Raw genomic sequence first — 23422 nt, forward strand, 5'->3', positions numbered from 1 at the left:
TCATTTAACCGTTAATGTTATATTGTCAATTAATCGTGCATTTTCAAACTTAACCGCAATTGCAAGAATGATTCGTCCTTCGATCTTGTCTATTTCTGTCAATGTTGGATACGCATATATATCTGCGTAATCAACAATACCTTTTGTATGTTTTTCAATGTATTCTTTCACAAGATTCGTAATAGCTTGTGGATTACGTTCTCCTTCTTCAATCCGTTCTTTCGCTATACATAAACTACGATATAAATGCGGTGCTTCCTCACGTTCTTGTTCTGACAAATATACATTACGGGAACTTCTTGCTAATCCGTCCTCTTCCCTAACGATATCGACAGGTACGATTGTAAGCGGTATATTAAAATCACTTACAAATCCTTGGATAACAGCAACTTGTTGCGCATCTTTCATACCAAAATAGGCACGAGTTGGCATTGTGATATTAAATAGTTTCATCAATACAGTAGCAACACCTGCAAAATGAACTGGTCGTTGTTTCCCACATAACACGTCTGTACGCTTTACCACTTCTACTTTTGTAGTCTGCTGTGCTGGATACATTTCTTCCACACTCGGATAAAATAAATAATCAACACCCGCTTCTTTTGCTACCTTCTCATCCCGCTCAATGTCCCTTGGATAACGATCTAAATCTTCATTCGGTCCAAACTGCAATGGATTTACAAATACACTTAAAATAACAACTTCATTTTCTTTTCTTGCACGGCGTAATAGCGTGGCGTGTCCTTCGTGTAAATATCCCATTGTTGGAACAAAACCAATTTCTTTCCCACTTGCACGAATTTCACTTGCAACCTGTTGCATGTCTTGTACTGTTGTTATAATTTTCATTATTGTTTTCCCCCGTATAATGCTACATACTCTTCCTCTTTCATTGTGAATGAATGTTTTTCTTCAGGAAATTGTCTCGTTTTTACTTCAGCAACATATTGTGAAATCCCACGTACAATTTCTTCTTGAACAGACGTATATTGCTTCACAAATTTCGGAACTCGATTCACTCCATACGAGATCAAATCATGATAAACAAGTACTTGACCATCTACTTTCTTCCCTGCACCAATTCCAATTGTAGGAATTGTTAACTCCTCTGATACAAGCTCTGCTAACTGCATTGGCACACACTCTAACACAATTGCCATCGCGCCAGCTTCCTCGCATTTCTTTGCATCTTCTAATAATTTTTTTGCACTTTCAGCATCTTTTCCTTGCACTTTATAACCACCTAATACTCCAACAGATTGAGGCGTTAAACCAAGATGTGCTACAACAGGAATTCCTGCATTTGTTAAGTACTGAATGATTGATAAGACATCGCCTGCACCTTCCACTTTCACTGCATGCGCTCCGCTCTCTTGTACAATACGACGCGCATTATGCATTGTTTCTTGCAGTGATACATGATAAGACATAAACGGCATATCTGTTACAATAAACGTCTCTTTCGCCCCGCGGCGAACTGCTTTCGTATGATGAATCATATCCTCTACTGTTACTGGAACTGTGGAATCATATCCAAGTACAACCATTCCAAGAGAATCCCCAACTAAAATCATATCGACTTCAGCTTCTTCTGCTAATTTAGCAGATGGATAATCATACGCTGTAAGCATCGTAATCGGCTCACCTTTCTCTTTCATTTTCAAAAAATCTGTTTTCGTTTTCAAAAACTACTCCTCCTTTATTCAGGAGAGAGGAGATGGCCGAAATCATATCAAAAAACCCCTCTGGCCATAAAAGGGCAGAAGGGTTGTGTTAATCGGCAAATTTCATCCCTCTGTCCCAGTCCGGTGTTGGATCAAGGCAGAATCCAAATTATTGTTCTTCATCGCTTGGAATCATGGTGCAGTTCGCTCTGATACTGCCCATATTCGAACTAATTATAGCAAACTAAGAAAGAGAATTGCTACACTTTTTCGAAAAAATAACTTCCTCTCCTATTACGATATGTGAAATTTTCAAAGTGACACTCAGTATAATAGGACTCACAGCATTTCTTCTCATATTAGCGTAAAAAGAAGTTCCTAAACAGGAACTTCTTTTTACTTAATTTCTATATCAGCAGAATGAATATGATGTACATGACCTTGATAATCTTCTACTATCAATACGCCATCCTCTGTAATTCCTTTTGCTACACCAATGATTGTCTGTTTCAACGTTCGGGCTGTAATTTCTTTCCCAATACTTACCGCATAGCTTTCCCATAAGAGCTTAATAACTGAAAATCCGTTTTTTACATACTCTTGATACAACTTTTCCATTTGTAAAAAGATCTGTTGCATAAGCTCTGCGCGAACAATTGGCTCTCCTGATTCAATCGCTAACGACGTAGCAATCTGCTGAATCTCATCAGCAAAATGTTCTTGCCGTTGGTTTACGTTAATTCCTATCCCCATAATAACAGCGTTAATTTTGTCCGGATCAGCTTGCAACTCTGTCAAAATACCAACGGCCTTTTTTCCGTGAATTAAAATATCATTGGGCCATTTAATTCCTACACTCACACCTGTACATTTCTCAATCGCTTGTGCTACACTAACAGCTGCTAGTAATGTAAGCTGAGGAGCATGATGAACAGGAATAGAGGGACGTAAAATAATACTCATCCAAATTCCGGTCCCCTTTGGTGAATACCATTTTCTACTTAAACGACCGCGCCCTGATGTTTGTTCTTCCGCAACAACAATTGTCCCTTCCGCTGCTCCTTCATACGCAAGTCTCGCTGCAATATGCTGCGTAGACTCAACAGACTCCTCAAAATAAACAGTTCTCCCTATAAATTCTGTTTGTAAGCCTAATTGGATTTCATTAGCTGTTACTTTATCTGGCTTACTAGCAATTCGGTATCCTAGGCGGCGCACAGCTTCAAGTTCGTATCCTTCACTTCGAAGGTCCTCCATGTGCTTCCAGACAGCTGTTCTTGAACAGCCGAGCTTGTCACTCATTGTTTGACCAGATACAAATTCGCCATCTGCTTCAGAAAAAACTTGTAATAATTGTTTTCTTATAGTAGATTGCATCCCTGTAGCCACTCCCTTATGTTCTCTTTCTCATTTACTAACTGCCCTTGTAAAATCTCTTCTTCAATCTTTTGCAATACTTCTGCTACCCAAGGGCCTGGCGCTTTGTCTGTCCAATTTAATAAATCATTACCGCTTACATTCATTTCTTGACGATTCTGAATGGATAATGAATCAAACAACGTCTGTACTTGATCTACTGAAGACATATCATAATTTTCTATAATCGTTTGATACACTCTTTCTGCCATTAAAGCAACTTGAATACCTGTTTTGTATAGAAAAACTGCATCCCATGACTTTGATTTTCTAGAACGAATAGCTAGTAAAACAGCGACAATATCTTTTATTTTTTTATTTGAAAATTTCCATTGTCGTAAGAAAACAGATGGATGTTCTTCCCCGATACAATATAGGAAAAATGCCCATGCCTCGATATCAGTTTCAAAAGAATCCCAGTTATATTGAGCCGTCCTCAAAATTTTCTCTTCTGACATTTGTAAATACGGTAAATGAGTAAATAGTTTCGTTTCTACTAACTTTTGAAGCCCCTTTACACAATACGTACCCGTCAATAACTTTTCAAACTCAACTGTAATTCTTTCAATCGCTATATGTTCAAGTAAATGTCCATACATTTCAATGGCACACTTTGTTTTTTCTTCTAAGGAGAACCCTAACGTACTAACAAAACGAATACCACGCATCATACGCAGTGCATCTTCTTGAAAACGGTCCGCGGCATTTCCAACTGTTGCAATTTCTTGCTTATGAATTGCTTCTTGTCCCGCAAATAAGTCAATGATTTTTCCTTCTTCAGTCATCGCAATCGCATTCATAGTAAAATCTCGTCGTTTTAAATCTTCTTCTAATGAACGAACAAACTGAACACTACTTGGTCTGCGAAAATCTTCATAATCACTCTCTGTTCGAAATGTTGTCACTTCATACGGAACACCATCTTGGACAACAATAACAGTACCGTGTTCAAGACCAACAGGGACGTGCCTTGGGAATAAATGCATCACTTCCTCTGGAAGAGCTGATGTTGCAATATCAATATCGCCAATCGGTCTATTAATAATGAAGTCACGCACGCTCCCACCAACAAAATACGCCTCATGCCCATGTTGTTTTAATGTCTCAATAATTGCTCCAGCTTGTTTAAATCGTTTCATTTTTGTCATCCCTTAACATGTCATAATAAATCGCCTCATATTGTGAAACGATTTTTTCCGAACGAAATTGCTCATATACAGCTTCCATTGCTTGCTCTGCCATATTTCGATGGTGATTCTCATTCTTAAGCAGCTGTATCGCTTGTTGTGCTATCCCTAGCGTATCACCGACTTCGCATATATATCCTGTTTCACCATGTTTAATAACCTCTGGAATGCCTCCAACTCGTGTTCCAATACATGGCACACCACACGCCATTGCTTCTAGTAAAACAAGACCAAAGCTTTCTTTTTCTGATAAAAGTAACATTAAATCACTCATTGCAAGAAGCTCTGCAACATTATCCTGTTTTCCTAAAAACAAAACGTGTTCTTCAATATGTAAACTTTTCACCAACTGTAAAATTGTACAGAACTCTGGTCCATCACCAACAAGTAGTAACTTCGCATTGACTTCCTTTACAATTCTAGCGAATGCATGAACGACATCATGTACACGCTTGACCTTTCGAAAATTCGAAATATGAATCAATACTTTTTCATCTTCTCGTATGCCATACTCTTTCTTTAATTGTGACATATCTCTCTTAAAATAAACACGCTCATCAATAAAATTATATACCGCCTGAATCTCTTTATTTGGCTTTACAACCTCATTCGTTTCTTGAATTAACGAGTGAGATACAGCCGTAACAACATCAGATTGTTCAATACCAAATCGTATTAAATTATTTAGAGAAGGATCTGAACCGAGCACAGTAATGTCTGTTCCATGTAACGTTGTAACAATTTTAATATTGTCTCCTATCATTTGTTTAGCTAAATATGCACAAATCGCGTGCGGTATTGCGTAATGCACATGTAAAATATCAAGATTTTCTCTTTGCGCAACTTCTGCCATTTTACTTGCTAATGCTAAATCGTACGGCGGATATTGAAAGACAGAATATTGATTAACCGTTACTTCATGAAAATAAATATTTGGATATACTTTATTTAAGCGAAATGGGACACCTGATGTAATAAAGTGAATTTCATGACCTCGTTCAGCTAATTGTTTTCCGAGTTCCGTTCCAACAACTCCAGAACCACCCACAGAAGGATAACATGTAATACCTATTTTCAATTTCATTTACATCCCCCTATTAAATCAGTATGTAATAAAACTGGCTTCTTACTCATAAATCCCTCGGCATACATAACTCCAACTTCTTTTCCAAACATTTTCTCACGAGCGATCACTGTTTCAACATATCCTTCAGTTAAAGGTGTCTTAACACCATCACTTCCAGTTGTAAACTGACTTTCATATGCTTCTAATGCTGCTACCTTTTCAGAAAGATGGTCACTAATATCAATACAGAAATCCGGTTTATGAAAACCATTAATCATATAATAATAAAAAGATTGCACACGATGTGGCGAAATTTCTGGCATATATTTACGAACACCCGCTGAAAATACAGCTTCTTCCACAAGTTTTGCACAATTCGCATGATCTGGGTGGCGGTCTTCATAGTATGGTGCAAAAATTAGCGTTGGCTTATATGTACGAATAATCTTTACAATTTTACGTATATATTCTTCTTTCATATACAAACCACGGTCCGGCATTGCTAAATTAATCCGCTTTTCAACTCCCATAATACGAGCAGCTTCCTGAGCCTCTTCTTTTCTTAATTCCACCGTTCCGTTTGAAGATAAATCAGCTTCCGTTAAATCACAAATGCCAACTTTATATCCTTGTTTCGTATACTTTGCAATGGTGCCTGCCATGCCGATTTCAACATCATCGGCATGAGCACCAAACGCTAATATATGTAATCCACTCATAATTGTTTCCCTCATTTTCTTAACTTTCGATAGTCTAAATCTCCCCGATCTAATGCATGCATTAACATTTCAGCACTTGCCATGTTCGTCGCAAGCGGGATTGCATACACATCACATAAACGAAGCAATGCATTTACGTCTGGCTCATGTGGCTGTGCTGTTAAAGGATCTCGGAAGAAAATCACCATATCTAAATCATTTTTTGCAATCATTGCACCAATCTCTTGATCACCACCAAGAGGACCAGATTGATATCTTGTAACAGCTAAACCTGTCGCCTCCATAATACGAAGACCTGTCGTTCCCGTTGCAAAAAGTTCATGTTTTTCAAAAATTAATTTATATGCGTATGCGAACGAAACCATATCATCTTTCTTTTTGTCATGTGCAATTAAGGCAATCTTCATCAATTGTCTCTCCCTTTAGTCGATAATATTTTCTAAGCCGTATACAAGATGATCAAGATTCATCACTGTTTCAATCGACAATTTGACCCCTGACATAAATGACGCTCGATTGAATGAGTCATGACGAACTGTTAACATTTGTCCGTCACCGCCAAATAACACTTCTTGATGGGCAATAAGACCTGGTAAACGTACGCTATGAATGTGAATCCCATCTACGTTTGCACCGCGTGCTCCTTTTAATTGCTCCGTTTCATTTGGATGACCTTGTTGTTTTGGTTCACGGTTTTGACGGATTAAGTCTACCGTTTTCACAGCTGTTCCTGAAGGGGCATCCAATTTTTGATCATGATGTAATTCAATTACTTCAACATCTTGGAAATATTTCGCTGCCATTTGAGAAAACTTCATCATAAGTACAGCACCAATCGCAAAGTTTGGAGCAATAATTGTACCTACTTGTTTTTCTTTCGCCGTTTCCGTTAAATGTTGAAGCTCTTCTTCTGTAAATCCAGTCGTACCGATAACAGAACGAAGACCATGTTCAACAGCAAGCGTAACATGCTGCTTCCCTACTTCCGGTGTTGTTAGATCTAATAATACATCCGCTTCTACTTCATTTAAACAAGTCTGTAAATCAGCATAGATTGGCGTATCTAATGCTGGCATTCCAGGTAAATCTGAAATTTTCTCTCCGCCATGCTTATAATCAACTGCTGCTACTAATTGAAAATGCTCTGTTCTCTCCATAAGAAGAACTGCTTCATGTCCCATACGTCCTCTTGGTCCCGCAATAATTACTTTAATATCTTTCATACCTCTTTCTCTCCCTCTTCAATACGTGTCCAACGGTCTTTATCACGTGTATTAAATTTATTCATTACAATGTTATGTGCTGTTTCTAAATCAATATGTAAACTATTTGCCATGCAAATCATAACAAATAATACATCTCCGAGTTCTTCTTCAATTGTTCGCTCTTTTTCAGTCGTTTTCTTCGGTTTTTCACCATAGTAGTGATTCACTTCCCTTGCAAGTTCACCCATTTCTTCTGTTAAACGAGCCATCATTGCAAGTGGACTAAAATAACCTTCTTTAAATTGACTAATATATGCATCTACTTCTTTCTGCATATCTTTCATCGTTTTTTGTTCCATGTTATTCACCTCTAATCCTTCCTCTTTCATGTTAGCCAATTCATCGCGATTTGACAAATATTATTCCACCTTCCTCCCTATTTGCCACGTTTTTTTGGATAGACTATAATAAAGTGAAACTTTCTTTTGCTGTGTTTTACCGTTTTAGCGGAGCAATATAATTATTACATATCAGGGGGACTTCTACATGAAAACAAACTTGAAGATTCAAAACATTATTTTTATTTTAATTGGTTCCGCTATTTTCTCTTTTGGCATCGTAAATATCAATATTGAAAACCACTTAGCAGAAGGCGGATTTACAGGCATTACGTTATTATTATATTTTCTATTTTCACTTGATCCTTCTTATACAAACTTAATCTTAAACATTCCTCTGTTTTTCGTCGGTTGGAAATTACTCGGCCGGACAACTTTCTTATATACATTAATCGGAACATTTAGCGTCTCCTTATTTCTATGGATTTTTCAGCGTTATGAATTATTCAATTTACATTTAAACTTACAAAACGATATGACACTAGCAGCACTGTTCGCCGGGGCATTTATTGGGATTGGTCTTGGAATTATATTCAAATATGGCGGAACAACTGGTGGTGTCGATATCATTGCAAGGCTAGCTCATAAATATATTGGCTGGAGCATGGGAAAAACAATGTTTATGTTTGATGCTGTTGTCATTTTCATCTCCATCCTTACATATTTATCTTATCGCGAAGGCATGTATACATTGGTTGCTGTCTTTATTGGCGCAAAGGTTATTGATTTTATGCAAGAAGGAGCTTATGCAGCAAAAGGGGCAACCATTATCTCAGATAAAAACGACGAAATTGCTGCCAAGATTTTATCCGAAATGGAGCGCGGGGCAACCTTTTTAAAAGCTGTTGGTTCCTATACAAAGATTGAGCGAAACGTACTTTATTGCGTTGTTGCAAAAAACGAAATCGTAAAATTAAAAAATATTATTACTTCTGTAGATCCTCATGCATTTGTTGCAGTAAGTGATGTACATGATGTAGTGGGTGAAGGATTTACACTGGATGAGAATAAAAATCCGTTACATAACTAAACATGCCAACGACAGAAAACTAGAAAAGCGATCGAACCCGATAAGCTTTTCTAGTTTTTTAATACTTCTAGAAAGATATCTACTATATGTACTTCCTCAACTTTTCTAAATCATCATAAATGAATTCCAACAAACTTCTATTATAAAAAATAGAAGCCGGATGAAAAGTCGGAAAAATATTATATACTTTCTCAGTCCATACAAATTCCGTACCTTGATGATTTTTCAACTTTTGTACTGGCTGCTGTAATAATTCTCCGTGAACATCCGTAATCTTTTTATCCCGTCCAACCAAACGCTTTAATGCAATATTCCCAAGCGTTACGATAACCGGTGCCTGAATTTGTTCTAGTTCATAATCTAACAAAGGAGCATGTGCAAGTATCTCTTTTTGAGTTGGTGTTCGGTTATATTTTTTCTGACTAACTTGTCCATTTCGTTCTCTTTTCTCTCTCCAGGTATAGGGACGGCTTCGAACCGCACTCGTAATGTATACTTCTTGCCTTGTAATATCAATGTGCTCTAAAAATGTCATTAGCTGCTTCCCTGCGCTTCCACTAAATGGAATACCATTATGAATTTCCGTTTCTCCAGGTGCTTCCCCAACAAGCATCAATTTGGGATTTTTGGGACCCTGTCCACATAAAAATCCCTCTAGTGCATAGTTAGTACTACGCTCTTTCACATGCTGTACTAATGAATCTGGATATTGCATTTCCATCACCTTCACTTATCATCACTTGATCTATACTTATTATACGCATTAAAATTCATTACACTACTTTTCATTTATCAAGTTAAGGTAATACACGAATAAAGGGATGTTGATCATTTGCTTTAAAAAGAAAATTGCGATATTTACATAATGTAATGTATACTATTTCATGGCTTTAAATACAAGTCTACAAGAAATTCACATTAGAATTTGGTCCAACAGTTAATATGAACTTACAAGATACTACCAAAGGTCAAACGGTTAAATTTGAATTACCAAGATAAAAAAAGACTATCGAAATCGATAGCCTTTAATCATCACTACGCTGCATACCCGTATACACTAGTACTAAACGAAGTAATTCAAATACCGCCACAGCCGCAGCTGCCACATATGTTAACGCCGCTGCATTCAATACTTTACGAGCTTGCCCATATTCATCTGTTGATACAATTCCAAGTGCTTCAATTTGCTGCATCGCACGTTTAGATGCATCAAACTCAACCGGTAATGTAACAAGTTGGAAAATCACACCTGCTGCCATTAAAACAATACCTAATAGCAACAATTTTGTCATCGTCGCAAATATACCAATCATTATAAAGATCCATGACATATTCGATCCAAAGTTCGCAATCGGAACTAGTGAATGGCGAATGCGCATAAAATTATAATCTTTCGCGTCCTGAATCGCATGTCCTACTTCATGAGCCGCTACAGCTGTTCCTGCAACAGAATGGCCATAATAGTTATCTGTAGACAAGCGAACCGTCTTTGCTGTTGGATCATAGTGATCTGATAAATGACCTGGTGTTTCTTCTACAGCAACATTGTACAAACCATTTTCATCTAGAATTTTTCGAGCTACTTCCGCCCCTGTCATACCTGATGTGGAATATACTTGTGAATACTTACTATAAGCACTACGTACTTTAGACTGTGCATACAACGGTATGATCATAATGATCGCGAAGTAAATTAAATAAAACATCATGAACCTCCAGTAAAGTCGTAATTATTAATACTTCCCATTCTATTTTCTTCTTTAAACATTGTCAATAAAGAAACCTTACAATCCTTGCCTTCATTTACAGTGTTATCGATTTTTAGAATGAAGACCACTTTTACGCTTCGCCTTCTCACCTTTGTATTTTCTCCACCCTACATATGTTAATGTGAATAAAATAATCCCTCCTGTAATTGTCATAAACCAAATAAGAGACGAATCTACTTCATCTTTCTTTACCGTTTGAAATATTTTTTGTAAATCTCCTTTAATGATGCCTAATTGCGTTTGCCCACTTTTATTTTTTAACATCATATTACGAAATTCATCCAAATACGATAAGTGTGCATTCACACGCTGCGATTGATTCTCTGGTAGCGCAATCATTAAGCTTGGATAAATAATATCAAATTCATGCAAAAATGTATTTAACGATTGTTGAAAACGCTCATCGTCTTCCTTCTTCATTGCTTTTTCCACTTTAGCGAAAGCGCCCATGACCCGCTCTTCTCGCTCGATCCAAAGAGGTTGAAATTTAGATACCTCTGCATCTACCGCCAATTGCAAGGCTAACACATCGTCTATCTTCATCTGTCTATCTAAACTTTCCTCTCCGAGAGATTGTTGGGCTTTATCATATGCTAAAGAAATGACTCGAAAATGCATCGGTGTTACTTTCTTTTCTTGTACATTCTCCTTTAACACAAATTGCTCTGAAAAATGTTGTAACACTTGTATTGCTTTTTCATCTTCTTTTTGTTTGACAAGCTGCAAAGAATCATCTAATAACCCTGTTAATTCATTCCATTCTTCAGCATATATACGTACTGGAAACAATATAAGCAGAAATGCTATCATTCCAATTAATGCTTTCTTCATTCCGGTCCCCCCTATAACTACTAGTACAAAATATGTTTAGGTGGACAAGAATAGAACGAAGGCGAAAAATATTTCATCCCAATTGGGAAGGAATACAGTTTCACTTTATGAATAAAGTTTTTTCGCGGAAGATTTTCTCTTCTTTACTAAATATCGATACAAGCCATAACAAAAAACACTTCCACATAAAATCAATATTAAAATTACACATGCTGCATGCATAAAAAATTGTTCTGGTAACATTAAAATAATAGGATCTGTTTCACTATCAAATTGCCAGTAATCATTACTAAACAAGAGCTTATGAAATAATACAAAACTCTTTTCGAAATCAATAGCAATTGGTAGGGTAAGCGCTATCGGAAATATAATTGTGAGAATTGCACCATATAATAAAAATCTCACTTTTCGTTTACGTAATAAATACCACCCGCCCAGTAAAACGATCCCGAGCGCCATACACATTGCATATTGAATATTCACTAAAATATTTTTCACATCTACAAAATGGATTCTTCCATTTGTAGACATATCCAGGGTAGGGAACTGTAATGACCCATGATAAAAAGGAGAAAGATATGTAATTAGTACATCATAGTTCTTCTTAATCTCCAGCTCTGTCATATTAGCCAAATCTGGTATATTTAAAAAGTGTATATCTGCATAATATAACCATTTCCCATACACAACAATTGTAGTTGCAATCGCAAAAATAGAAAATGCTATACAGTATGCAACGATAGAATTTATAAAGCTATCTAGCATTCTTATCCCTATCTTATTTTCATTCATTTACTTTCCCCCAATTCTTCATTTAAATTTATAGCGAAAATTGCTTTCGATTCTTTCTTAAGCAAAAATAATATGTAACCCCTAACACAGCGATACTCAACCAAAACGTAAAATAACCGATTTGCTCTACGAACAAATGCATAATTCCATATCTCGGCATTTGCCAAAATAGATAATCAATCACATCATTATGTAATGTCCATACACCCGCTACAATAAAATGCCACTTTTTTATACGGTAAAATGGGGCATACAGTAAACCTTGTATAGCCATTGCAAGATGAGAAAGAACTAACATATAACTCATAAATCCAAGATGCCCCTTCACCACAAACATAATACCATTGACAACAACAGCCCAAATGCCATATTTCATTAAAGAAATAATCGCTAAAGCTTCTACTAATCCCCAATTTTTATTTTGCAAAAAAGCAAATAAAACAAACACAAAAAAGAGACTTGCTATAGGACTATCGGGAACAAACGGCCAAAATATGAGTGAAGTTTCCTTAAGTTGATTTCCATACCAAATAAATCCATAAATCGTACCTAATATGTTGATAACTAATAAAAATAATAAAACTGAACGTTGCCTTAATATCGCATACAAGTAAGCCAATTTGTATGTACAACACCTTTCAAACAAAGTAATTCCCTATCATAAAATGCAACTTTAATCAGCCCACACGAATCGAGCTGTTACAGGCAGTTTATCTCTCACCTAATTTCTTTTGCTGAACTTTGAGGTGGAAGTATTACTGCTCGCAAATAGCGAGATAAAAAATTCCTACTCTATTATAACAAAATTCCTCTTATAAATAACGAAGTCGACTGCANNTGCAGTCGACTTCGTTATTTTTTATTGTACTTTGTAATGAATTCTGAAACCTTTTTCAGTTCCTCATCTGTGCCTTTAAATACCCCTTTAGGCATGGCACCTTTTCCATCTTTTGCAATCTTTGCAATTTCTTCTGGTTTTAACGTTAAGTTTTGTAGTGCTGGTGCTGCTGCACCACCTTGTAAGTTATCACCATGACATGTCAAACATGTATTTTTTTGCATCAATTTATAACCTTCCTCATTCTTATCAACTGGTGTCGTTTTTACAATTGCCCCCTGTTTTTTCGCCGCCGCCCAATCATGATGTGCTACAGATTCCCAAGTTAAGAAAAAGATAGATGCAATTGCTAAAAGCATAAATCCAGTTGCCACAGGGCGTTTCAGTGGACGCCTTTCTGGTCCACGATCAAGAAACGGCGCCAACATCAATGCTCCAAACGCAATCCCTGGCATGATAAACGCACCGATCACAGTAAATGAACCCGATGCATATGAGTACTTTAAAAGCTGATACAGAAATAAGAAATACCAGTCTGGAAGTGGTATATATCCTGCATCTGTAGGATCCGCCATTCTTTCAAGTGGTGACGGATGTGCCACTGTTAAACATAAATAACCGATTAAAAAAACCGCACCAACCATCCATTCTTTTAACAAGAAGTTTGGCCAGAATGCTTCTGTTTTCCCTGGGTATTCGGAATAATCTTTCGGAATATTTGGTTTCCTAGCTACAGGTACTCGAGAATCTCCTACAAACTTCATCCCTTTGCCACGATGCATAATCTCCCTCCTTTAGTTCTTTTCCCCTTTAATTTAGTAATCTCTTATAGTGGACCTGAAATACCTTGTTTGCGAATCATAATGAAGTGGAAGGCCATTAAGGCTAGAAGTGCTGCTGGTAAGAAGAAGACGTGAATAGCAAAGAAGCGAGTTAGTGTTTGAGCGCCAACAATTTCGGAATGGCCAGCAAGTAGTGTTTTAATATAAGGACCAATAAGCGGTGTTTGCTCCGCGATTTGAATCCCTACTTTTGTTGCAAATAATGCTTTCATATCCCACGGTAATAAATATCCGGTAAAACCAAGACCTAACATAACAAAGAAAATAAGAACGCCAACAATCCAGTTTAATTCACGGGGCTTTTTATAAGCACCTTGGAAGAAAACTCTGAGTGTATGTAAAAACATCATGACAATTACAAGGCTAGCACCCCAATGGTGCATACCGCGAACGATTTGTCCATATGCAACTTCATTTTGTAAATAATAGACCGATTCCCAAGCATTTTTAATATCTGGTACATAATACATAGTCAAAAACATTCCTGATAAAATTTGAATAACAGTAACGAAAAATGTAAGTCCTCCAAAGCAGTAGACGAATGCCGAAAAATGATGCGCTGGATTGACATGTTCGGGCACCTCATGGTCAGCAATATCGCGCCATATTGGTGTAACATCTAACCGTTCATCCACCCAATCATAAATTTTATTTAACATCTATTTCGCACCCCCTCGTGGCTTGGCTTTTCCTAAATAAAGCGTTCCATCTTTCACTTTAGATTCATACACATCCAACGGAGCAAGAGGTGGTGTTCCTTTTATGTTGATACCATCTTTTGTGTAACGTCCCCCATGACATGGGCAATAAAATTGATTAGGATGTGCCTTATCTGAATTCCAGTTAACCGTACATCCTAAATGTTTACAAACTGGAGAAAATGCAACAATGTCTCCGCTTTCATCTTTATGCACCCAAGCAGATTTCGGTTCCTCAGACTTATACCATCCATCAACCTGCTTTACCTTAAAGTCGAAGCGTTTTGGTTCTGTCGTAATCTCTTTTACTTGTGCAACAGCAACCATCTCCCCCACTGCTTCTTTCCTTAATACTGGATCAAGTGCAAAGCGCGTCATCGGCATTAAAATCCCAGCTGCCATAAAGCCTCCTACACCTGTAAGTGTGTAGTTTAAAAATTGTCTTCTTGACACACGGTGTTCTTTCTCGCCCACGAAAATTTCCCCCCTCTATCAGAAATTGTCCCCTCGTGAAAAAGCCATATAAAAAATAAAAACTAGGACACTATCATGATATAATACCCACATGCACAGGTCAATATCATACTACTCATAATAATGAGAACTATCTATTTATTTTATATTTTCCCACTTTTCTGTTAATTTTTCCATTATGTTTTTGACATGTGCATGAATCACCTCTCGTTTCGCTTGATCACTAAATTGTTCTAATGATAAAGCTGGTAACCAAAATAATTGACCTGTCAATGTATCGATTGCTTCTTTCCAGGAAAAATCACTTGTGACGTAAGCGATATGTTTCACCCCTTGCTCTTGTAAATGATTTGTCCATTCTTGCAAACGATCTTTCTCCTCCTGCTGCTTTTCTACTAAATAAGTAAATGCGGGTAATAAAAGCACTCTTCCCTTATATTCCCTTTCTAACTCCATACTCAGCGCCTCAATAAATTCCCCTTGTTCTACAGCCATTTTCATCTCTTTGGCTACTGAAATTGAAAGAAGGGGTATAATACCTGTATCTACATACTCTCTCGCTTGTACAAATTGTTCCGCATCTTTTACAGCCCATTTCAACTTTTCTCCCCCCTTTGCGTAAATACCCAAACAAATGTCAGAACTTTCACTTTATATCTATTAAACCATACTAAAACGAGTAAAAAAAGAAAAACTACCTATATTAGGTAGTTTTTCTTTACACATTCGGAGATTTGTCAAAATTACACAGTACAAATATCTCTTACAAAGTTTTCAATTCTGCTGTTAACTTACAAAAAGCTTCCTTATCCTGATTGTCTAGCGCTTCATCAATTTGTTTTAAAAGACGCTCTCTTCGGAATGAAAATACACTCTCTTCTAAAAAACGCTCTGCAAGTAGACGATCTTTTTCATTCACTTCAATATGCTTTGGCAAGTATGGATTTTCTTCTAACACTGCTACATAATTTGCATTTTGGAACGATGATTTAAAATTAAGTTGAATATAAATATCCTCATCCCGATTTAAACGAATGTCATGAAATGATTTTTCTGCATCTGTCGTCATAACATTTTGTTTAAAAAAGTGAAACGGTGTTTCTTTTACACAATTTGCTGACATAACCAAGCCACGTGGACAATATTTTGCATGTTCTACGAAGTGAACTTTATGCATTAATTGATCGTGACTCATTAAATAATTTAAAATCCATACACATTCACGCTGTTTCAGTTGATAATTATTTAAAAACCATTTCACAAAATCCTTCTTCTCGTTTACAGAAACAGGGGTATTCATAGCGCTTAAGTCCCTCCTCTGTCTTTCTTTTTTCTTATTTAGATTCAAGAAGCAGCATTCAGTTTCCTTCCAAATTATGAAAAATCCTCTAAATTATATAACAATTCTTCAATATGAATTTGTGTCGGATCCAGTTGTATTAAGCGTGTAAATACTTCTTTTGCCTCTTTTCGCAAACCTTCTTCTAACAAGAAGTAACCGTACTCTTCCAAGAAATCCGGATGATTCTTAAAAGAAGTATATGCACTTTCATAGTGTTTTAATGCATCTGAATACATTTCTAATTGTTTTTTCGCAAATGCAAGATCCCAAAGTAACTGTGTATCTTGTTCCCCACTATCAATTGCATTTTCTACAACCACAATTAGCTCTTCATATTTTTCTTGTTCCTTTAAGATATAAGCATATTTTAATATTGCCCCTAAATGTCCTGGATCTAATTGAAGCGCTTTTCGAAGAACTTCTTCTGCCTCCGCCAATTTACCTAGCTTTGCCGCAATATTTGCTAGTTCTACATAAAGTGGTACGGATAGTTCATCTATTTTAATTCCATCATGAAGTGTTTCGTAACTTTCTTGAAGCATTCCTTCTTTTTCATAGCATTTTGCTAAATACATATACAATGTTGCATACTCTGGGTCTAATTCTTTTAGTTCTTGCCAAGCCCTAATTGCTCTTTGATATTCTTCACCTTGATAAAGTGTAAATGCATAACCGAATAAAGAATGAATGTCTTTTTGCTCTTCTAACCCTTCTTCATAATAAGTAATCGCTTCTTCCCAGTTTCCAATCGCACTTAACGTTTCAGCTAGACGAAGAGCAATCACAACTCCTCCCATTACCTTGTGTTCAGAAAGTAATGATTGGTAATAAGCAATCGCCTTTTGTTCTTCACCTTTACTGCTATATAATTCTGCAAGACCAAATGTAATAACAGGCTCTTCTGGCATCATTTCTTTCGCTTTTAATAACTTTTGTTCTGCAACATCATCAAAGCCTTGCATTTGGAACAAGTCCGCAACAAGCAATAAAGATTGAACATAAAGCTCATCATCTTCAGGAATGTCATGAAGTACCTCAATTGCCTCATCTTCTCTATCTAAATCAATATATAATTCTGCTAAAAATATCGTAAATTCACTTTCTTCGGGATATAACAAACGTAAATCTTCTATAATTGCTAACGCTTCATCCATGAATCCTAGCGTATGATAGTAACGAGCAATATCATATTTCTCCTCGTCTGTTCCTTGCTTCACTTGTTCTTTTAATTGCTGTAATCCTTTTTCTACCTCACCATTTTCAATATAAGAAACAGCTTGTTCAAACTTTTGCATAAATATCTCCTTTAATTCTAATAATATTCTCGTCTATTCATTTAATCATAAACAACTGTTGCCTTGTAAGCAACTAAAAGGAAGGAGAAAAGAATCTTCTTCAATAGAAAAAGATTCTTTTTTTCACAGAGATTCCAACTGCTCAAAAAAGTTTGGATAGGATACAGCAACCGCATCACTACCTTTTATTTCTACTTCCCCCTCTACAATACAAGAAGCAACTGCGAGCATCATACCAATACGATGATCCCCATGACTATCAACCATACTTCCTTGTAATTTCTGATTCCCATAGATAATCATACCATCTGATGTAGCTTCAATTTGCACACCTAGTTTCCGAAGCTCTTTAACCACTGTATCGATGCGATTCGTTTCTTTTACTTTTAGTTCCTCGGCATCCTTAATGATTGTTGTTCCTGTTGCCTGTGTTGCTAGTAAAGCAATAATAGGAATCTCATCAATTAATCTTGGAATAAGAGAACCACCGATCTCTATTCCCTTTAACTTAGAAGTTTCAATTGTAAGATCTCCACATGGCTCAAGCTCTTCATTTCGAATATTATGAATAGAAATACTTGCTCCCATTTCTAATAAAACATCTAGAATTCCTGTTCTTGTTGGGTTTAGGCCAACATTTTTTAATACGAGTTTACTATTTGGAACGATTGCACCAGCCACTAAGAAAAAGGCCGCTGAGGAAATATCGCCTGGAACTTCAATTTCCGTTCCGATAAGAGATTGGCCACCTTGCAATGAAACTGTCCGATCATTCACATCTACTTGACATCCAAATGCACGTAGCATTCGCTCCGTATGATCACGTGATTGTAACGGCTCAGTTACCGAAGTTACTCCTTCTCCTTGTAAACCAGCAAGTAAAACGGCTGATTTCACTTGCGCACTTGCTACAGGGGAATAATAGTGTATCCCTTTTACAGCCCCTCCTCGAATAGATAATGGTGTATATTGTCCATCTGCCCTGCCATCAATTTGTGCATTCATTTCGCGAAGAGGGACTGTAACACGTTTCATAGGGCGTTTTCCAACAGATTCATCCCCAATTACAACACAATGAAAAGGAGTATTCGCCAAAATACCGAGCATGAGACGAATGGTAGTCCCTGAGTTCCCCACATCTAGTACCTCTTTCGGTTCCTGTAACCCATCTAATCCTTTACCATATATAGTAACATCGTTTCCACTTTGTTCAATCGTCACACCTAGCTTCCGAAAACACGCAATTGTACTTAAGCAATCTTCTCCTAATAAGAAGTTTGAGATTTTTGTTGTTCCTTCCGCTATTGCCCCAAACATCACAGCACGATGTGAAATAGATTTATCTCCAGGGACAATTATCGTTCCATTCAAGCCCTTTTTCTGCCTTATGAATCCTGTCATTTTTTTATCCTCCTCATATATGAATCATCATACGTACTATTGTTCTCATATACTGTCTCTCTCTATTGTACAGCTTTCCTTCTTTACCGTGCAAACAAACGAAGAAAGCGACTCCTATAATGGGAGCCGCTACCATTTTTAAGAATATGTTTCTTCTTTCTTTACAAGTTCCGTAAGCAATTCAATTATTTCATCATTCTCTTCTTTCAAACCGACCGTAATCCGGATACCATCCGGTAAACCAAATGCTGCACCAGAGCGGACGATATATCCTTTTTCCATCAATCTCTCAAATGCTTCATTACCCGGAATACCAATTTTTAAGAAGATAAAATTCGTTTGGGATGGATAATAGAATACATCGTACTCTTTACAAAATTTATAATATTGATTTAATCCTTCGGCATTCTTTTTTACACATTCTTGTAAAAACTCTTGGTCTTCTATTGCCACTGCCGCTACAGCTTGTGCGACAGTTGACGTATTAAATGGTAATCTCGCTACTTCTAACTTCTCCATTAATTTTGCATTCCCTACAGCATAACCAATTCGGAACGCAGCTAATCCATAAGCTTTAGAAAACGTGCGCAGCACCATAAGGTTTTCATATTTTTTAAGAAGCGGTAATGTTTGTGGATAATCTTCAGCTCCTGCATATTCATAGTATGCTTCGTCCATGATAACAAGCGCAGACTTGGGAACTGCTTCTAAAAATGAAAGTAATTTTTGCTTTTCTACATATGTACCTGTTGGATTATTTGGATTACAAATCCAAACGATTTTCGTTTTTTCATCGACTTGCTCAAGCATTGCATCTAAATCATGAATCCCATCTTTTAATGACACTTCACGAACTTCAGCACCTTCAATTACGGCATGGTGATAATATTGTGAAAATGTCGGATTCGCCATTACAACATTTGTATCTTTATGTAATAAGGCACGACTAATCATTTGAATGACTTCATCTAAACCACTACCAAACAAAAGTTGTTCTGGTTTCACATGAAGATGCGTTGCCACCTTTTCACGAAGCTCAAAAGCTGCGCCATCTGGATATAAAGCATACTGCTTAACTAACGAAGTTAAAGCTTCTGTCACACGACTCGAACAGCCAAACGAGTTCTCATTCGATGCTAGTTTTACAATCTTCGATAATCCATACGCTCTCTTTACTTCTTCAATATTTTTGCCAGGTACATATGCTTTCAAAGTTAACAACTGCTCTTTTACTCTCATTTTTCTTCCCCCAGTCATTTTGTTAAGTTAGGTTGCAATATAAAGAATTTCTATCTCGAAATTCTTTATATTGCAAATTTCTCTCATAACCGTCATCATCACTAGAATATCTTTGCATAATCATCCAGTACTATCTCTTTCACAAAATACATTCGTAGTTGTATACAAGTCGGGAATTACACGCGAATTTAAGCGGATGCCATATCCTTTTGAAATGCTGCTAACGCAACGTGAACGGTCTTATCTGAAATAGATACGACGTTCACTCCCCCATATTCCTGCATAAGTACCATATGAATTGTCCCCGCGCTTGCTTTTTTATCTTGTTTCATTACTTGTACAAGACGGTCTACATTCAAATGACTTGGCATATCGGGATAACCATACTGAGAAAACCAATGTTTTATTTCTTTATAAGCAAGATCAATCTTATAAATTTGCTCACTTAAAAATATGGCAAATAACATACCAATTGCAACCCCATCACCATGTGTGATGTTACCGTACCCCATCTCTTTTTCAAGGGCATGTCCTAATGTATGTCCAAAATTCAAATGAGCACGTACACCTTTTTCAGTTTCATCTTGCGCTACAATATTCGCTTTCACAGGGATCGCTCGTTTTAATATATAGATTAATTTATCATCTCGTACATCTTCTAATGTCTTCACTTCACTCTTTAACCAATGATATAATTCTACATCACCGATCAAAGCATGTTTTATGACTTCAGCAAATCCCGAACGCCACTCTTTTTCCGGTAACGAATTTAAAAAAGGTGTATGATACAGAACCGCTTCTGGCTGATGAAATGCGCCAATCATGTTTTTTCCTAATGGATGATTAATTGCAACTTTTCCACCAACTGCACTGTCATGCGCCAATAACGTTGTCGGGACTTGGATAAAGCGAATACCGCGCATAAATGTCGCTGCAACAAATCCAGCTAAATCACCGATCATTCCGCCGCCCAGTGCAATAACTAAAGAGTTACGATCCATCTTATTTTCAAGTGCAGACGTATGTGCCGCATAAAAGTTCTCGAAAGATTTCTCTTTTTCGCCGTTAGGAACAATAAATGAAAATACTTTTTGTTCTATTTGTAAAGCATCCATAACTGTCTGTAAATGCAAGGAAGCAACAGATTCATCAGAAATTATCATTACATTAGATACAACCGGTTTCATATTTTGAACAAGCATTGTTAAATGTGACAACACATCTTTTCCAACATATACACCATACTCTTTTGATTTCGTTTGAATATGTATGTTCTCCATTAAAATCCCCTCGCATATTCATTATGTTTCTCAATATTTTCACGAATACAATCCATACGATCTACTCCAAACTGCTCAATTAAAGCTGTCGCTAATTCCCACGCAACAGCTGCTTCAGCTACAACGCTAGCCGCTGGTACAGCACAGCTATCTGAGCGCTCAATACTTGCAGTAAAAGGTTCTTTCGTATCGATATCAACACTTTGAAGAGGTTTATATAATGTCGGTATCGGTTTCATGACACCGCGCACAACAACGGGCATTCCTGTTGTCATACCACCCTCTAATCCACCCGCGTGATTCGTTTTTCTTGTATATCCGTTTTCTTTATCCCAAAGAATTTCATCATGAACTTGACTGCCCGGTCTATGCGCAGCTTCAAATCCAATTCCAATTTCTACACCTTTAAAAGCATTAATGCTCATAACTGCCGCTGCTAATTTTGCATCTAATTTTCTATCGTAATGCACATAGCTACCTACCCCAATCGGCATTCCTTCTACAACAACTTCTACAATCCCACCAATAGAATCACCATTTGCCTTCGCATCATCAATAGCTTGCATCATTTTTTTACCTGCTTCTTCATCTAAACAACGCACAGGAGATGCTTCCGTAATGGTTTGTAATTCTTCAATAGAGCTGTATGTAAGTTTTTCTGCTCGTACACCACCAATTTCCACAACATGTCCAGCAACTTGTATGCCTAATTCAGCTAAAATCTTTTTAGCGACAGCACCAGCTGCAACACGAACTGTCGTTTCACGTGCCGAGGATCGTTCAAGTACGTTTCTCATGTCTCGATGGCCGTATTTAATCGCACCATTTAAATCAGCATGTCCAGGTCTAGGCTTTGTAACTTGTCTTTTCATCTCTTTTGCTTCTTGTTCTGTTAGAGGCTCTGCTCCCATAATCTTTGTCCAATGTGTAAAATCACGATTTTCAACAACAAGTGCAATTGGAGATCCAATTGTTTTTCCATGTCTAACACCGCTAACAATTTGCACTTGATCTTTTTCAATTTGCATTCGTCTTCCGCGGCCGTATCCTTTCTGTCTTCGTGCTAATTCTTCGTTTATATCATCCGCCACTAAAGATAGTCCCGCTGGAACCCCTTCTAAAATCGTTGTAAGTTGGGGACCATGAGATTCACCAGCTGTAATATATCGCATCGGTCATTCCTCTTTTCATATATATTTTTCACGCTATGTAAAAAACGATTATCTCTCATAATTCTATAAGAAAATTAAAAATTTATGTAGTAAATAAGCTTCCTGTTTTACCACATTTTTCATTGGCCTATCATATTGATTTGCCATTTACTTTAAGTATCAATATATCACAACCAACCTAGCTTCGTAACCAATTGAAATTTTAAAAAAGTGCAAGAAGAATAATTCTATTCTCCTTGCACTTTTCACTATTATCACAATGATTAAAGCGTTTACAAATTATCTTGAAATAATTAGTAAATCCATTGATTCATTAATTTTGAGTAGTCTACTAATTCTTCTTCTTTGAAGAAGATACCAATCTCACGTTCTGCACTTTCTACAGAATCAGAACCATGAATAATATTTTTCCCAACTGTTAAACCAAAATCGCCACGAATTGTACCTTGTGCTGCTTCACTTGGTTTTGTTTTACCCATCATGTTACGAGCAGTATTTACTACATCCTCACCTTGCCATACCATCGCAAAAACAGGACCAGATGTAATGAAATCTACTAACTCACCAAAGAAAGGTTTTTCTGTGTGCTCAGCGTAATGTTTTCCTGCAATTTCTGGAGTAACTTGCATTAATTTCGCGCCAACTAATTGAAAGCCCTTTTTCTCAAAACGGGCTACAATTTCCCCAATGAAAGCACGTTGTACACCGTCTGGTTTTACCATTAAAAATGTTTTTTCCATAAAAAATCTCTCCACTTCTAAATT

At 36.9% G+C, this 23422-nt stretch carries 26 protein-coding genes; 1 reads left to right on the forward strand and 25 read right to left on the reverse strand.

The window, feature by feature from the left end; all coding sequences use genetic code 11:
* The 9 genes from panC to COO03_RS10980 form a co-directional block, all read right to left on the reverse strand.
* Entirely contained in the window at window positions 1–849 is an 849-nt protein-coding gene (gene panC, locus COO03_RS10935) for a pantoate--beta-alanine ligase (RefSeq protein WP_097897212.1), read from the reverse strand.
* A complete protein-coding gene (gene panB / locus COO03_RS10940; protein ID WP_097897213.1) occupies window positions 849–1685 on the reverse strand; it encodes a 3-methyl-2-oxobutanoate hydroxymethyltransferase in 837 nt (278 codons plus the stop codon). Before panB ends, panC begins: the two co-directional genes overlap by 1 nt.
* Window positions 1686–2060: 375 nt before the next feature.
* Window positions 2061–3041 carry a biotin--[acetyl-CoA-carboxylase] ligase gene (locus tag COO03_RS10950; RefSeq protein WP_097897214.1) on the reverse strand — a complete coding sequence of 327 codons (981 nt, stop codon included), beginning with the start codon at window positions 3039–3041 and terminating at the stop codon, window positions 2061–2063.
* Complete coding sequence (locus COO03_RS10955; protein ID WP_097897215.1) at window positions 3026–4219, reverse strand: CCA tRNA nucleotidyltransferase; 1194 nt, start codon at window positions 4217–4219, stop codon at window positions 3026–3028. The genes COO03_RS10950 and COO03_RS10955 overlap by 16 nt, the downstream gene beginning before the upstream one ends.
* A complete protein-coding gene (bshA, locus tag COO03_RS10960) occupies window positions 4206–5351 on the reverse strand; it encodes an N-acetyl-alpha-D-glucosaminyl L-malate synthase BshA (protein ID WP_097897216.1) in 1146 nt (381 codons plus the stop codon). Before bshA ends, COO03_RS10955 begins: the two co-directional genes overlap by 14 nt.
* Window positions 5348–6052, reverse strand: coding sequence for a bacillithiol biosynthesis deacetylase BshB1 (gene bshB1 / locus COO03_RS10965; RefSeq protein ID WP_097897339.1), 705 nt, complete (start codon window positions 6050–6052; stop codon window positions 5348–5350). Before bshB1 ends, bshA begins: the two co-directional genes overlap by 4 nt.
* A gap of 11 nt (window positions 6053–6063) precedes the next feature.
* On the reverse strand, window positions 6064–6459 hold the full coding sequence (gene mgsA, locus COO03_RS10970; RefSeq protein WP_097897217.1) for a methylglyoxal synthase: 396 nt from the start codon (window positions 6457–6459) through the stop codon (window positions 6064–6066).
* A 15-nt stretch (window positions 6460–6474) separates the two neighbouring features.
* Window positions 6475–7275: a 4-hydroxy-tetrahydrodipicolinate reductase gene (dapB, locus tag COO03_RS10975; protein ID WP_097897218.1), complete on the reverse strand. Its 801-nt coding sequence runs from the start codon at window positions 7273–7275 to the stop codon at window positions 6475–6477.
* On the reverse strand, window positions 7272–7616 hold the full coding sequence (locus COO03_RS10980) for a nucleotide pyrophosphohydrolase (protein WP_097897340.1): 345 nt from the start codon (window positions 7614–7616) through the stop codon (window positions 7272–7274). Before COO03_RS10980 ends, dapB begins: the two co-directional genes overlap by 4 nt.
* 187 nt (window positions 7617–7803) lie before the next feature.
* On the opposite strand from COO03_RS10980, the gene COO03_RS10985 reads away from it, so the two are divergent.
* Window positions 7804–8685, forward strand: a complete 882-nt coding sequence (locus COO03_RS10985; RefSeq protein WP_097897219.1) for a YitT family protein — start codon at window positions 7804–7806, stop codon at window positions 8683–8685.
* An 82-nt stretch (window positions 8686–8767) separates the two neighbouring features.
* On the opposite strand, the gene COO03_RS10990 is transcribed toward COO03_RS10985, so the two are convergent.
* The 16 genes from COO03_RS10990 to ndk all read right to left on the reverse strand — a co-directional run bounded on the left by COO03_RS10990 (window position 8768) and on the right by ndk (window position 23398).
* On the reverse strand, window positions 8768–9406 hold the full coding sequence (locus COO03_RS10990; RefSeq protein WP_373605244.1) for a uracil-DNA glycosylase: 639 nt from the start codon (window positions 9404–9406) through the stop codon (window positions 8768–8770).
* 304 nt (window positions 9407–9710) lie between these two features.
* Window positions 9711–10394: a zinc metallopeptidase gene (locus COO03_RS10995; RefSeq protein ID WP_097897220.1), complete on the reverse strand. Its 684-nt coding sequence runs from the start codon at window positions 10392–10394 to the stop codon at window positions 9711–9713.
* Between the two features lie 102 nt (window positions 10395–10496).
* Window positions 10497–11285, reverse strand: a complete 789-nt coding sequence (gene ypjB, locus COO03_RS11000) for a sporulation protein YpjB (RefSeq protein ID WP_097897221.1) — start codon at window positions 11283–11285, stop codon at window positions 10497–10499.
* Window positions 11286–11390: 105 nt separating this feature from the next.
* Entirely contained in the window at window positions 11391–12077 is a 687-nt protein-coding gene (gene lit, locus COO03_RS11005) for a lipoprotein intramolecular transacylase Lit (RefSeq protein ID WP_097897222.1), read from the reverse strand.
* Between the two features lie 28 nt (window positions 12078–12105).
* On the reverse strand, window positions 12106–12696 hold the full coding sequence (locus COO03_RS11010) for a DUF1405 domain-containing protein (RefSeq protein WP_097897223.1): 591 nt from the start codon (window positions 12694–12696) through the stop codon (window positions 12106–12108).
* A gap of 233 nt (window positions 12697–12929) precedes the next feature.
* Window positions 12930–13697, reverse strand: coding sequence for a menaquinol-cytochrome c reductase cytochrome b/c subunit (gene qcrC / locus COO03_RS11015; protein WP_097897224.1), 768 nt, complete (start codon window positions 13695–13697; stop codon window positions 12930–12932).
* Between the two features lie 44 nt (window positions 13698–13741).
* Window positions 13742–14416 carry a menaquinol-cytochrome c reductase cytochrome b subunit gene (gene qcrB, locus COO03_RS11020; RefSeq protein WP_097897225.1) on the reverse strand — a complete coding sequence of 225 codons (675 nt, stop codon included), beginning with the start codon at window positions 14414–14416 and terminating at the stop codon, window positions 13742–13744.
* Window positions 14417–14929 carry a menaquinol-cytochrome c reductase iron-sulfur subunit gene (gene qcrA / locus COO03_RS11025; protein WP_097897226.1) on the reverse strand — a complete coding sequence of 171 codons (513 nt, stop codon included), beginning with the start codon at window positions 14927–14929 and terminating at the stop codon, window positions 14417–14419.
* Between the two features lie 138 nt (window positions 14930–15067).
* Window positions 15068–15529, reverse strand: a complete 462-nt coding sequence (locus tag COO03_RS11030) for a YpiF family protein (protein WP_097897227.1) — start codon at window positions 15527–15529, stop codon at window positions 15068–15070.
* A gap of 163 nt (window positions 15530–15692) precedes the next feature.
* Complete coding sequence (locus COO03_RS11035; RefSeq protein WP_097897228.1) at window positions 15693–16229, reverse strand: ReoY family proteolytic degradation factor; 537 nt, start codon at window positions 16227–16229, stop codon at window positions 15693–15695.
* A gap of 74 nt (window positions 16230–16303) precedes the next feature.
* A complete protein-coding gene (locus COO03_RS11040; RefSeq protein WP_097897229.1) occupies window positions 16304–17566 on the reverse strand; it encodes a tetratricopeptide repeat protein in 1263 nt (420 codons plus the stop codon).
* 123 nt (window positions 17567–17689) lie between these two features.
* On the reverse strand, window positions 17690–18967 hold the full coding sequence (gene aroA, locus COO03_RS11045) for a 3-phosphoshikimate 1-carboxyvinyltransferase (RefSeq protein WP_097897230.1): 1278 nt from the start codon (window positions 18965–18967) through the stop codon (window positions 17690–17692).
* Window positions 18968–19105: 138 nt separating this feature from the next.
* Window positions 19106–20206, reverse strand: coding sequence for a histidinol-phosphate transaminase (gene hisC, locus COO03_RS11050; RefSeq protein WP_097897231.1), 1101 nt, complete (start codon window positions 20204–20206; stop codon window positions 19106–19108).
* 188 nt (window positions 20207–20394) lie between these two features.
* Window positions 20395–21486 (reverse strand): 3-dehydroquinate synthase, encoded by a 1092-nt coding sequence (gene aroB, locus COO03_RS11055; protein ID WP_097897232.1) that lies wholly within the window; start codon window positions 21484–21486, stop codon window positions 20395–20397.
* Window positions 21486–22658 carry a chorismate synthase gene (aroC, locus tag COO03_RS11060; RefSeq protein ID WP_097897233.1) on the reverse strand — a complete coding sequence of 391 codons (1173 nt, stop codon included), beginning with the start codon at window positions 22656–22658 and terminating at the stop codon, window positions 21486–21488. Before aroC ends, aroB begins: the two co-directional genes overlap by 1 nt.
* A 293-nt stretch (window positions 22659–22951) precedes the next feature.
* Complete coding sequence (gene ndk, locus COO03_RS11065; protein ID WP_097897234.1) at window positions 22952–23398, reverse strand: nucleoside-diphosphate kinase; 447 nt, start codon at window positions 23396–23398, stop codon at window positions 22952–22954.
* Window positions 23399–23422 lie beyond the last annotated feature (24 nt).

Source organism: Bacillus sp. AFS098217 (genome assembly GCF_002551815.1).
Taxonomy (GTDB): domain Bacteria; phylum Bacillota; class Bacilli; order Bacillales; family Bacillaceae_G; genus Bacillus_A.